Annotated in this window: 12 protein-coding genes; 2 read left to right on the forward strand and 10 right to left on the reverse strand. The window is 66.3% G+C overall.

Going from position 1 to position 12544, the window contains the following annotated elements; genetic code table 11:
• Positions 1–18: 18 nt before the first annotated feature.
• Positions 19–2628, forward strand: a complete 2610-nt coding sequence (locus tag OCQ_RS11305; protein WP_041784970.1) for a sugar epimerase family protein — start codon at positions 19–21, stop codon at positions 2626–2628.
• Here the strand turns inward: OCQ_RS11305 and OCQ_RS11310 are convergent.
• From OCQ_RS11310 to OCQ_RS11355, 10 genes are all read right to left on the reverse strand, one after another.
• Positions 2625–3851 (reverse strand): cytochrome P450, encoded by a 1227-nt coding sequence (locus tag OCQ_RS11310; RefSeq protein WP_014384627.1) that lies wholly within the window; start codon positions 3849–3851, stop codon positions 2625–2627. The genes OCQ_RS11305 and OCQ_RS11310 overlap by 4 nt on opposite strands.
• A gap of 19 nt (positions 3852–3870) precedes the next feature.
• The gene (locus OCQ_RS11315; RefSeq protein WP_014384628.1) at positions 3871–4830 is read right to left on the reverse strand and encodes an SDR family NAD(P)-dependent oxidoreductase; all 960 of its coding nucleotides are present in this window, start codon (positions 4828–4830) and stop codon (positions 3871–3873) included.
• Positions 4831–5041: 211 nt separating this feature from the next.
• A complete protein-coding gene (locus tag OCQ_RS11320) occupies positions 5042–5464 on the reverse strand; it encodes a hypothetical protein (RefSeq protein WP_008256385.1) in 423 nt (140 codons plus the stop codon).
• Positions 5461–6510 (reverse strand): NAD(P)H-dependent amine dehydrogenase family protein, encoded by a 1050-nt coding sequence (locus OCQ_RS11325; RefSeq protein ID WP_009956409.1) that lies wholly within the window; start codon positions 6508–6510, stop codon positions 5461–5463. The genes OCQ_RS11320 and OCQ_RS11325 overlap by 4 nt, the downstream gene beginning before the upstream one ends.
• A 13-nt stretch (positions 6511–6523) precedes the next feature.
• Entirely contained in the window at positions 6524–6955 is a 432-nt protein-coding gene (locus tag OCQ_RS11330) for a hypothetical protein (RefSeq protein ID WP_014380057.1), read from the reverse strand.
• Between the two features lie 13 nt (positions 6956–6968).
• A complete protein-coding gene (locus OCQ_RS11335; RefSeq protein WP_009956407.1) occupies positions 6969–7694 on the reverse strand; it encodes a hypothetical protein in 726 nt (241 codons plus the stop codon).
• Positions 7691–7819 (reverse strand): hypothetical protein, encoded by a 129-nt coding sequence (locus tag OCQ_RS27200; protein WP_009956405.1) that lies wholly within the window; start codon positions 7817–7819, stop codon positions 7691–7693. Before OCQ_RS27200 ends, OCQ_RS11335 begins: the two co-directional genes overlap by 4 nt.
• Before the next feature lie 17 nt (positions 7820–7836).
• Positions 7837–8631 (reverse strand): CbbQ/NirQ/NorQ/GpvN family protein, encoded by a 795-nt coding sequence (locus tag OCQ_RS11345; protein ID WP_014384630.1) that lies wholly within the window; start codon positions 8629–8631, stop codon positions 7837–7839.
• Between the two features lie 22 nt (positions 8632–8653).
• Positions 8654–10183: a nitric oxide reductase activation protein NorD gene (locus tag OCQ_RS11350; RefSeq protein WP_014384631.1), complete on the reverse strand. Its 1530-nt coding sequence runs from the start codon at positions 10181–10183 to the stop codon at positions 8654–8656.
• 219 nt (positions 10184–10402) lie between these two features.
• Entirely contained in the window at positions 10403–11050 is a 648-nt protein-coding gene (locus OCQ_RS11355; protein ID WP_009956400.1) for a hypothetical protein, read from the reverse strand.
• Between the two features lie 390 nt (positions 11051–11440).
• Between OCQ_RS11355 and OCQ_RS11360 the strand changes: the two genes are divergently transcribed.
• A complete protein-coding gene (locus OCQ_RS11360; protein ID WP_014384632.1) occupies positions 11441–12544 on the forward strand; it encodes an NAD(P)H-dependent amine dehydrogenase family protein in 1104 nt (367 codons plus the stop codon).

Genomic DNA, 12544 nt, shown 5'->3' on the forward strand with positions numbered 1-12544 from the left:
GACCACCAAAGGCATTCAGTGAGAATTGCTGTCACCGGGGCCAGCGGAGTGCTCGGCCGCGGACTCGCCATGCGGCTGCTCACCCAGGGCCACGATGTCGTCGGCCTTGCCCGCCACCGCCCCGAAAGCTGGCCGAGCGCAGCCGACTTCGTCGACGCCGACATCCGTGATGCCGCCGCGGTCAAGCGCGCCCTGGCGGGCGCGGAAGTGGTTGCGCACTGCGCGTGGGCGAACACTCCCGGACCAGACGAACGGATCGGTCACGAGGTCAACATCGACGGCGCCCGCAACGTGCTCGACGCGATGGTCGAGACCGGGTCCAGGAGAATCGTTTTCGCGTCTTCGGCGCACGTCTACGGCGGCGGCGGTGCGCCCAAGGCCGAACACGATGCCTTGACCCCGGTCACCGTCGACGGCCAACTCAACGCCCAGGTCGAACGCATGGTCGCGGGAGCGGGCACGGAATGGGTCGCGATCCGCTCCGCGCTGATTCTCGGCCGAAGCGTCGACAACTGGGTGCGCCGGATGCTGGCGCTACCGGTGTTTCCCGCCCGGTCCAGCGATCACCGCATGCAAGTCGTCCATCTCGACGACGCGCTTCGGCTGTTCAACCAGGCAATCGTGGACGGTGGAATCGACAGCGGCCCGGTCAATCTCGCCGCTGCCGGACAGGTGACCTTGCGGCAGATCGCCGCCGCTCTCGGGCGCCCGGTCGTGAGGCTGGGCTTCGAGCCGGGCGAACTGCAACGGGCGCATTGCGCCCCGCTCATGGATCTCTCGCGATTGCAGCACGAGTGGGGATTTCGGCCCGCGTGGGAATCCGCCGAATGCATCGACGATTTCGCGCTGGCCGTGCGCGGCCGGGTCACCGTGGGCAAGCGGGTGATATCGCTGCCCTGGCGCCTGGCCACCATCCAGGACCTACCCTCGGTCGACGCGCCGAGCGACGACGGCGTCAAGCCGAATTTGGCGGGCGCAGCGGGGGATAACGGGGAATTCGACACACCGATCGACCCGCGCTTTCCGACGTTTTTGGCCACGAACCTGTCGGAGGCACTACCCGGCCCGTTCTCGCCGGCGTCGGCGTCGGCGACGGTCCGGGGACTGCGGGCCAGCGCGGTGTGCGTTGCCGAGCGGTTGCGCCCGGGGGGCACGATCCAGCGCGAAATCGCGATGCGCATGGTCGCGGTGTTCGCCCACCGCCTGTACGGCGCGATCACGACCGCGCATTTCATGGCCGAGACGGTGCCTTTCGTGAAGCCCACGACGGTGGTGAGCAACAGCGGATTTTTCGGCCCCAGCATGGCCGCCCTGCCGATCTTCGGTGAGGAACATCCGCACTCCGACACCGATCGAATCCGCAAGCGACTGCGCACCGTCCGCAACATCGGGGTATTCGGCGTCAACCTGATCGGCCTGTCGGCCGGCGCGCCCCTGGACACCCGCGAATTCGTTGCCGACGTCGATCGCCTGGAACGCCTGACCGAAGGTGACCTCGCCGGAATCGACGATCGCCGCCTGCTGAGCCTGATCTTTCTGGCGCGGGACCAGGTGGTGCACGGCTGGGTGCTGGCCGCCGGCTCATTCCTGCTGTGCGCGGCGTTCAACGTGCTGCTGCGTGGTCTGTGCGGGCGGGACGTCGCCGCCCCCGGTGGGCCCGAATTGGTCAGCGCGCGTTCGGTCGAGGCGATGCAGCGGTTGGTGGTTGCCGCGCAGCGCGATCCGAAAGTGACGGCGCTACTGGCAGAACCGGGGGACCGGCTGGACAAGCTGGCCGTCGAGGCACCGGAATTCCATGCCGCGCTGCTGGCCGAGCTGGCGCTCATCGGCCACCGTGGGCCCGCCGAGCTCGAGATGCTGTCAACCAGCTACGCCGACGACCCCGAGCTGCTGGTCCGGATGGTGACCAGGGCGATGAGCGCGCCGTCGGCGCAGCAACCCCAGCGCCCCCAGATTCCGTTGCACGCCAAGCCAATTGCGGTGCTGGCCACCCAGCAACTGCGCGACCGTGAGGTCCGCCGCGACAAGGTGGTGCGGGCCAACTGGGTTCTGCGCACGCTGCTGCGCGAGTACGGGCGCAGGGCGGTCGAGTCGGGCGTCTTCGAAGCCGCCGATGATGTCTTCTATCTGCTCGTCGACGAACTGGATGCCCTGCCGGCGGATGTGGGCGCGCTAGTGGCCCGGCGCCGGGCCGAGCAACGCCGGCTGGTCGCGGTGGCGCCGCCGACGGTGTTCAGCGGAAGCTGGCAGCCAACCGCGCCCTCGTCGCCCGCCCTGGCCGGCGGGGACACCCTGCGCGGGGTCGGGGTGTGCGGCGGGCGGGTGCGCGGCCGGGTACGCATCGTGCGCCCCGACACCATCGACGACCTGCAGCCCGGCGAGATCCTCGTCGCCGAGGTCACCGACGTCGGATACACGGCGGCGTTCTGTTACGCCGCCGCCGTCGTGACCGAACTGGGCGGCCCGATGTCCCACGCCGCGGTGGTGGCCCGCGAATTCGGCTTCCCCTGTGTCGTCGACGTTCAGGGGGCGACCAAGTCGTTGCCACCGGGCGCCCTGGTCGAGGTCGACGGCGCGACGGGCGAAATCCACGTCCTGGAGCTGGCCGCGGACGACGCGCTGAGCTAGTCGAATTCCATCTCCAGACCGACCGGCCCGCTCAGTCCCAGCATCGGTTTCCACTGCGCCGTCGCCACGCGCCGCGGGTTGGTCATGCGCCGGGCGAGGACTTTGAGCGCTCCGGCGAGTTCCGTTCGGGCGAGGTTCGCGCCCAGGCAATAGTGGGCACCGCCGCCGAACGTCAGAATGGGCGGCGGGTCCTCGCGGGTGATGTCGAACCTGCCCGGGTGCGCATAGACCTCCGGATCGCAGTTGGCGGCAAAGGTATTCACTGAAATGAAGGTGCCGGCCGGAAAGGTGTAATCGGCGAATGTGACATCGTCGAGGACGGTGCGCAGGGTGGTACAGACCGCGGGCGAATGGCGCATGCATTCCTCGACGGCCGGCATCGCGAGGTTGGGGTTTTTGCGGAGCATCGCCAGTTGCTCGGGGTGATCGCACAGCGCGTGCATGCACGCGGCCAGCTGATTGCGGGTGGTGTCGGTGCCGGCGGACAGGATGCTGAACGCCAGCATGCGCATCTCCGCGTTGCTCAGCCGGTCGCCGTCGTCCTGCGCGCGGATCAGTTCGGAGATCAAGTCGTCGGTCAACCGGCTCCGCCGTTCGGCGATCATGTCGTCGATGTAGGCGTCGAACTCGTCCCACGCCCGCATCACGATGTGCTGCTCGTTCGCCAGGTCGGAGTCGAACCGCACGATCTTGAAAATGTCCTCCGCCCATAGGGAAAACTGCTCCCAGTCCTCAGGTGGTGCGCCCAACAACGCGCAGATGATCGGGATCGGGTAGGGCCGGGCGATGTCGGCGACGAAGTCGCAGCGGCCGGCCCCGGCGACCTGATCGATCAAATCGTTGATCACCCTGTCGATGGTGTCTTCCATGCGCGCGGACGCCCGCGGCGTGAAGGCCCTGGACACCAGACCGCGCAGGCGCCGATGTTCCTCGCCTTCCATGCCGAGGATGGTGCCCAGCACCCGGTCATAGAGCGGGCCGGAGGTTATCCCGCGAGCCGTCATGTGCATGCCGGGCGGGAAGACGAACCGGGGATCGCGAAGTATCCCTCGGGCGAGTTCGTAGCCGAGCACCTCGGGTCCCAACGGCCCGAGGGCGATCGGAGATCGCTTGCGCGCCTCGTGGATCCGCGGGGCGACCTGGTGCACGGTGTCGGCGATGTCGTAGTGCAGTGTGGGCAGGCCTGCGTCGAAGACGCTGGGTGCTGCGGTGTCGACGGTCATGATGTCTCCTTGGCCGAAATCAACTCGGTTGGTAGCGCTTCGGTAGTACCTCGATAGGCGCCGAAATGGCCTCGCCCGGGGCTAACTCACCGGAGTCGGGCAAATCCGGTATCAACCTGGCCGTCGACGTGTCGGTGATCGCCGCGAAGGTGTCCCGCACCTTCTCGATGGTGAGATCGGCGTCGTATATACCCGTCGTCTGACCGAACACCCGGATGCCCACGTTTCCCCCACCCGCCTCGAGGTTGGCTCCGGATACCGGGCAACTCTCGTGAACCAGGAACGCCACCGCGGGTGACACCAGGCCGGTCGGAAAGTGATCCTCCATCAGCCTGGTGAACGCGGACGGGTTGTTGAAATGGCGCACGGCGGTCGTGTCGGCGGCAGGCCCCAACGCATTGACCTTGATGCCCAGCGGTGCCCCTTCGACGGCGAGACCGCGTGTCAGCCCGAAGATTCCGCCCTTTGCCGCACCGTAGATGGAAAGATTTTCCAGTCCGAACATCGCCCCGGAGGTGGTGTTCACAATGCGGCCGTAACCCGCATCGCGCATGTGGGGCCACGCCGCCCGGCACATCCACACGGTCCCCATCAGGTGCACGTCGATGACATTGCGAATGTCGGCGTCGGAGATCTCGTCGAAGTGCGCCATGAAGCAGACACCGGCATTGTTCACCAGGATGTCAACGCGGCCCCACACGTCCATCGCGGTCTGGACGACCCGGCGCGCGCCGTCCTCGTCGGCGACGCTGTGCAGGTCGGCAACCGCCTCACCACCGGCCGCGCAGATCTCGTCGGCCACCTGTTCCGCATTGGCCCGCAGGATGTTTCGGCCGTCGGGCCCGACGCCGAGGTCGTTGACCACGACCTTGGCCCCTCGCTGAGCGAGCAGCTTGGCGTGCGAGCGCCCCAGGCTCGGCTCCTGGCCGCCGGCCCCGGTGACGATCGCGACCCGCCCGTCGAACCGGAGCTCGGTCATGACCTCTCCGTGGCGAGTATCCGCAGCGGCAATAGCGGCAGGGTGCACGTCGGGGACGGCCACGTGTTCCAGGGTCCCGGTGGCAGCTTGGAATGGGGTATCCGCCTTGACCACTCGGTCACGACGCCGCGGCCGAGAGCCATGGGCAGCTCGTCCGAGGCGAGCTCGCAAACTCCGTTCGGCTCACGATGTTGGGCCATGCCGTCTCCAATCACGGAATGTTGGTCGCCAGGAATGTCAGTGGCAGTCCCAGGATCGACACGTCGTTTTCGTCGAGAAAGGTGCCCTCGCCCTCCATGCGTTGCCGGAAACGCGTTGTCGCACCGTAGCGCTCGGCGACGGCGTCGGCCCTGGAAGCTTCCGGGACCCCGATGACCACGGTGAACACGCCGTCGCCGTGGCGCTCGAGGAACTCGGTCACCGAAACGGCGACCTCCCCGGTCGATCCCGGGATCGGGCTGATCAGCTCGATGCCCCGATTCCAGTCGAGGTGAATGTCCAGACCGAGCTCGGCCAGCTGCAGCGGCTCGAAGACGAACCCCAGATCGCTGAACATCTGGGTCACGGCCGCATGTCGTTCCGGTGCCACGGCGAACACGACGTGATGGAGCGAGGGTTCTTGTGTTGTCGTCATGTCGTCAGGACTCCGCGGGGAAGTAGCAGGGGCAGGTCGTTGTAGGTGACGATGCCGGGAGGTGCGGCGACGACGGCGGGTATCGCGGTGATCGCCGGCACGGCGGTGATAGTGAGGCCCAACATGATGTAGTCGTCCAAGGTGGTGCCCTCGAAGTCCGGCGGTGGCAGGAAGCTCAGCGTGGTCTTGATCGTCGGTCGGCCCTGCACCTCGACGGTGTAGCCCATGTCCAGCGGCCAATCCGGTTCCAGCGCTTGCCCCTTCCGCCATTGCCCGCCGATTTCGATGACCTCTCGGCCGGCAACAATCCCTTTCCAGCGAACGTGGATGCCCGCCACGCAGCCCGTCGCGATGGTCCAGTCCCCGGGCAGGTGCAGATCCTCTGTGGTCTGGGCGTACTCGGCTTCACAACGGACCTCGTCGAGCTCGACGCCGAGGGCGTCGGCGAGCAGCAACACGCCGTCGCGGAAGATGCCGGATCCTTTCTCGGTGACAGCCGGCAGGTCCGGACGGTCGATGGGATAGCCGAAGCCCATAGGGATTTCGGTCGCCGGCGAGTTGTAGATCGTGGTATCAAAGGACTCCAGCACCGACACCTTGTCCACCCGCTCCGAGAGTCCCGCCGACACGATGGTGAACAGTTGGACGAAGCCTGGGTTGATGCCGGTGCCGAAGATGCTCGATCCGCCCGCCTCGCAGGCCTCGGCGATGCGCTCGCGTCCCGCGCCGAGAAAGTGGCCGGTGATGAACTCGGCGGTGCCCACCACATTGATGCCGGCCTTGAGGATGCGGACCAGCTCGTCGACGTCGGCGAACATCGGGTTGTAGACCACGCAGTCCGGCTTGAGCGCGAGCAGCGCCTCGATGTCGTTGGTGGCCTTGATATTCAGTGGCTCGATCCCGCACAGCTCGCCGACGTCGCGCCCTGCCTTCTCCGGCGAGAAGGCATAGCATCCGACCAGCTCCAGCGTCGCGTTCGCGGCGATCGCCCGGACCGAGCTCTTGCCGACGTTACCGGTCGTCCATTGGACGACCCGATAGGTCACCGTGCCGGCCCCGTCATGGGTGCGTCGCCGCCTGCGCTTGGCGGGCGAGTCGTTCGTCGTGGATCTTGACGAGTTCGCGGAACCCCAGCCGGTGGTACTTCGGTATCGGTTGGATGCCCCAGACGTCCTGCGCGGTGGCTTTGCCCTCGGCGCCCTCCGGGGGCCCGAACGGCGGGTAGGGGTACTTACACTCCAAGGTGTCGTTGGAGTACCGGATCTTAAGCAGCTCACTGCAGATTTGGGTGAGGCTCAGCGTCGGGTACCCGTAGTAGACCGCCATGAACGGCAGCGTGAAGGCGCCCTCGATCACGAGCGCTACCAGGCACACCAACACGGCGCGCTTGATCCAGGTGTGCATGCGCGCGTAGTACGGCGTCGTCCCGGGCTCGAGATCGGCTGCCGGGTCCTTGTCTTCGGTGGGGGACGGTACGGACGGACTAGTCATGGCACTGCTCCTTTTAGTCGGAGAAGATTTCGCGATTGACGGTGTGCAGGTACGGGATCGCGAGGAACGGGGTGATGTAGAAGATGTCGTAGAGCCACCAGCCGATGACCGGGAACACGACACCGGCGTAGCGCACGTCGGCGAACATGGTCATGTTGAAGACGTAGGCCGACCAGATCACCACGCCCATCCAGCAGGTGACGACCATCCACTGATGGCCCCAACGCTTCATCTGTAAAAACCCGATGGCCGCCGCGACCCGCATCGAGAATACGGTGAGGATCAGGCCTGCCACATAGGCCTTTTCGCCCGGGCCCGCCGCGCCGCCGATCCACAACTCGTTGTAATGCCAGAAGTAGCCGGCGTCGAACATGTTGCCCCACCCGACCATCAGCACCCTGTTGATCAATGTGTGGTTGGCGACCAGGTCAAGTGCCCAGCCCAGACTGTTGAGCATCCCGTCGATCAGGACGAGATAGCCGATGAGGGTCACGATCATGGGCCGCACCGACAGCCCGGCGCGCAGGGCCTGGCGCTGCAGCCATACCCCGCGCATGAAGATGGGAAATCCGATCAGGCCCGGTGCCCACATGCCCATCAGGGCGGCGCCGACGATCATCCACTTGTCGGCGTGGCGCTGGGCCTGGCGTGATTCGTCGTGGTGATCCTCAAGGCTGCGCGACCCGTCGGCACGTTCCGGCGCGTCTCCCGAATTCCGTTTCAGCAGCGGCACATTCACAGATCCCACCAGCCCCGCGCGAACGACATGTAAAGCTGGACTCCGAACATCGCGAGCAGATAGCCGTAGATGAAGATCTGGAAGATGATGAGCGCCCTTTTGCGCTTCGCCTCCTGTCGGTCCATGCCGGTTGCTCCTTTCCCTAGGGCGAACTGTTCGAGGTGGCCAGGCTGGCTGCCGCGACTTCACGCAGACCGTCGGTGACCGCGCCATCGGTGCTCAGCGGCGCGAGTATGCACGCGTCGGCGGCGTCCAATTCGGTTGCACCGGCCGCGATCAGCTGGGCGGCGGTGACCAGCACCCTGGTCGACGGCGGCTCGAAGTGGAAGGCTTCGTCGGCCGTGCGGATCGCGACCGCGCACCCGACCAGCCGCTGGGCGGTGGCCAACGGGATTCCGGATTCGGCGACGATCACGTCGGCCTCGCGGTCGGGCGGCAGATAGTGCATCGCCAGCGTGACGAACCGTTGGCGGAACGAGGGTTTTAGCTCCTTGAGTGAGCTGCGATAGGCCGGGTTGTACGAACACACCAGCATGAACTCTTCGGGGGCTTTCACCACCTCGCCGGCGCGGTCCAGGTACAACGATCGTCGGTGATCGGTGAGCGAGTGCAGGATCGCCAAGGAGTCGTGGCGGGCCTCGACGACTTCGTCGAGGTAGCAGATCGCGCCGGCTTTGACGGCCCGGGTGAGCGGGCCGTCGGTCCAGACGACGTCGCCGCCGGTCACCATGAAGCGGCCGACGAGGTCGGAGCTGGTGAGGTCGTCGTGGCAACTGATCGTGACTACCGGTCGCTGCAGCAGCGAGCCCATGTGTTCGACGAACCGGGTTTTGCCGCACCCGGTCGGGCCGGTCAGCATCACCGGCAGGCGCCGCTGAAAGGCCTGTTCGAACAGCTGAACTTCGTTGCCGTTGGCGAAATATGTGTCGGTGGTCATCTCTTCCTCAATCGGTCGGCATTCACGCTGCGACCAGTTCGCGATGGACATGGGCCAATACCCGGGGTAATTCCTCGATGCGCCGGATCCGTTGCGAACGGCGCGGCCCGAACACCTCCGGGAGGGGGTCGACCCGGGTCGGCCCGACGCCCACGTAATACATCGACACCCCGGCCTCGTTGGCCTCCTCGACGGCGTGCGCGGCATCGGCCCAGGCGTAACGGCCCTCGTAGCCTTCATCGGAGATCAGCCCGTCCCCGATGATGATCAGCAGGCGCCGCTCGGAGGCCTGGGCCAGCAGGCGGCTGGTCAAATGGCGCAGCGGCGCACCGAGTCTGGTGTAGCCGCGGGTGGACAGGCCCAGCCCGCTCGGCGGCACGAACCGGCGGTCTTCGAAGTCCTTCAGGCACCGCACCTCGACCCGGTGCCGGGTGTTGCCGGTGAACACGAAAACGCCATGGCGTTCGCGCGCCAGCGTCATGGCACGCGAAAGCGCGTCGGCACAGGCCAATTCGAGCTGGAACACCCGGCCCCCGTGCACCCCCAGCGACGAGCTGCCGTCGAGCAGCAATGCGGTGGTGACGTCGCGGCTGCTGGGCAGCAGGTCGCGAAACACCCGCGGCTCCTTGGCCTCGCCCGTCGTCAGGTCGATGTAGTGGCTGACGTATTGGTCGACGTCGAGGTCGGAGCCGTCTTCGAGTCGGCTGGTCATTGCACGGTGGGTGTGTTCTTCGAACCACTTGCGGACGTCGACGGCCACCGGCACCGGACGGCGCAGGCGCCGGCCGTCGGCGTGCTCGACGACAGCGACGTGGTCGTGCATGAATCGCTGTGTCCACATGTTCCACTCGGGATAGGGAATCCCGGGCCGGTGTTGGGGTGTGACGTCGAGATCGTTGTCCGGCGGCCGGCTCGGCGGCGGCAGGTTCGGGTTGCGGACGCCCCCGTCACCGCCGACCGGAACCGAGTATGGCCGCGGAAGACGCTTCTGCGTCGTGGTCCACGGCATCCTCCCGAAGCTGCGTCGCAACTTATCGGTCAATCCCTGCGGCGCCGTGTAGGCCAGCGGCAAAGCGCCCAGCAGCGGTGGGACCGCCAACTCCCGGCCGGTGGCCGCCAATCCGATTGCCCTGTCGAGCATCTGGGCGCCGTCCATTTCCGCGGCGTCGGGGTGGACGTCGGGGAGCAGCCGTTGGACCTCGGGAAGCAGGCCGGGCCAGCGCGACGCGATCCAGCCGAGCGCGACGCCGCCTTCGACGAGCGTGAGCGCGCGCAGTTCGCGCGCGGACAGCTCGTTCAGCCGAAATTCGGTGACGCGTTCCTTCGATGGTGAGCATTGCAGGGCCACGCCGCAGGTGAGGGTTCTGCGTGTCCAGTCGGAGGGGGCGGGGTAGGGGACGTGGACGAATGTGAGCCCCGCGTTCAACCCGAAGCCCCGCCGCTCGCCGGTGACGAGCCGCACGCCTTCTCGGCGTTGCTCGCTCAGCGCGACCGCCGTCACCGCGCAACTGCGTTCCAGCGCCATCGCATGGCCGTCGGAATGCTCAGTCATCGGCCCAATCCCGCGCTGCGCGAACCCCGGCTCAGAACGTGCCGATGTTGGAGAACAGCCAGTACCAGAACCAGATGATCAGTCCGGTGCCGCCCCACGCGGCGACATAGCGAAGGATCTCCCACAGATAGCCCACGATGTGACCTCCTCGGTGCCGTGGTCAGTTGATGCGTGCTGAGATGTCGAGAACTCTCGTGAACCGAAGGCGCGTCGGGCATTTCAGTCGGAGAAGAGTTCGCGGTTGACGGTGTGCAGATAGGGGATGGCCAAAAACGGGGTGATGTAGAAGATGTCGTAGAGCCACCAGCCGACGACCGGGAGCACGACGCCGGCGAAGCGCACGTCGGCGAACATCGTCATGTTGAACACGTAGGTGATCCAAATGACCACGCCCATCCAGCAGGTGATGACCATCCACTGGTGGCCCCACCGCTTCATCTGCAGAAACCCGATGGCGGCGGCGATCCGCATGGTGAAGACGGTCAGGATCAGCCCGACCTCCAGGGCCTTCTCGCCGGGCCCCGCCGCGCCGCCGACCCACAGCTCGTTGTAGTGCCAGAAGTAGCCGGCGTCGAACATGTTGCCCCACCCGTTGAGCAGCACGCGCGCGAGGATGGTGTGGTTCGCCACCAGATCAAGCGCCCACCCTACGGTGTTGATGGCGGCGTCGATGATGACGAGATAGCCGAGCAGGGTGACCAGCATCGGCCGGACCGAGAGGCCGTCGCGTTGCGCCCGGCGCAGCAGCCGCACCCCCCAGAGGAACAGCGGCAGCCCGAAAACACCCAGGGCTGCCGTGCCGATCAGGAGGCTGCCGGAGATAAGCCATTTGTCCGCCCGCTGCTGCGCGAGCCGTGAGCGTTCCATGTGCTCGTCGATGGCCAGACCCGGCGATGGGGCAGAGCCGGGCGAGCGCGTGGCTGCACCTATCCCGGCGTCGCGCTGATGCAGCTTCGGCAAATTCACGAACCCTCCCCGCCATCGACACTGATTGGACCGGCGAGTGCACTATAACAGGCTGACTACAGTCAGCAGAAGACGCGCACCGGGTCGGCGACGAACCGTCAGCGAGATTCGCCCCAATTCCCGCAGTTCGTGCGTGCCACAGGGCTAATGCGGAGTTCACGCCGCCTGTCCACGCCCCACCAGCGGAGCGACAGTACTGACGAAAGTCAGCTGGTATTCGTTGACACGCCCGTTGCCAGACGCCTACGCTCAGCGAGCGCTCAGGCATTCTGGCCATGCAAAGGAGTAGCGATGACGCTCAAGTCGCCGGCCGAGAAGAAATATCGTGTAATCCAATGGGGCGTCGGCAATGTCGGAACGATCGCGCTGCGTCATTTTGTGCACAACCCTGCCTACGAACTGGTCGGCGTCCTGTGCAATCGACCGGAGAAAGTCGGCAAGGACGCCGGTGAGCTCTGCGGCAAACCGCCGACCGGCGTGCGGGCGACCACCGACAAGGATGCCATCGAGGCACTCGACGCCGATTGCGTGTTCTATGCGCCGCTATGGTCCGACCCCGACGAGGTGTGCCGCCTGCTGCGCGGCGGCAAGAATGTCGTCGCTTCGGGTGGGGCGTGGTGGTATCGGACCGAGCACAGTCAGGCGGACATCGACAAGATCGATGCCGCGTGCCACGAGGGCGGCACGTCGTTTCATGCGGGTGGTGTCAACCCCGGGTTCGCCGGAGACCTGCTCGTCCTGACGCTGGCCCGAATCATCAGTCAGATCGACACAATTCACATCTACGAGGTGGTGAATTTCGGGCGCGACACCCTGAAGTACCTGTTCGAGATGGGGATGGGCAGCGACCCGGCCGGGTTCGAAGATGGCCCGAATCTGCTGGGACAGGCATGGCCGTTGTTCGCCCAGTCGATGGCGATGGTCGTCGAGGGACTGGGCAAAACAGTCGAGCGATACACGACCGAGGTGGAGCTCGGGAGCGCCACCCGCGACATCCCCTTCGAGGGAGGGGAGCGCAGCGACATGCCGGGCTTCAAGGGCGTGATCAAAAAGGGGACTGTCGCTCGCCAGCACCACAAGTGGACGGCGTGGGTGGACGGCAGACCCCTCATCGTCTTTCACGAGATCTACACGATGGACACCTTCGACGCCATTGAACCGCAGGAGGATTGGCCCCAGCACTACCACTACCGCATTGTGATCGAGGGCGATTCCTCCACCGAGCTGATCCTGCAGGGCGCGCAGGACCCCAACGGCGGATACGCGCTGCCCGGATACACCTGGACCGCGATGGGCCCCGCGAACGCCATACCCGCGGTCTGCGACGCTCCGCCGGGGTTCATGTCCCACAAGGAACTCGGCCTGATGCCGCTGCGCGGCGTCATACGCCCCTAG

It is taken from the genome of Mycobacterium paraintracellulare (assembly GCF_000276825.1).
Classification (GTDB): domain Bacteria; phylum Actinomycetota; class Actinomycetes; order Mycobacteriales; family Mycobacteriaceae; genus Mycobacterium; species Mycobacterium intracellulare.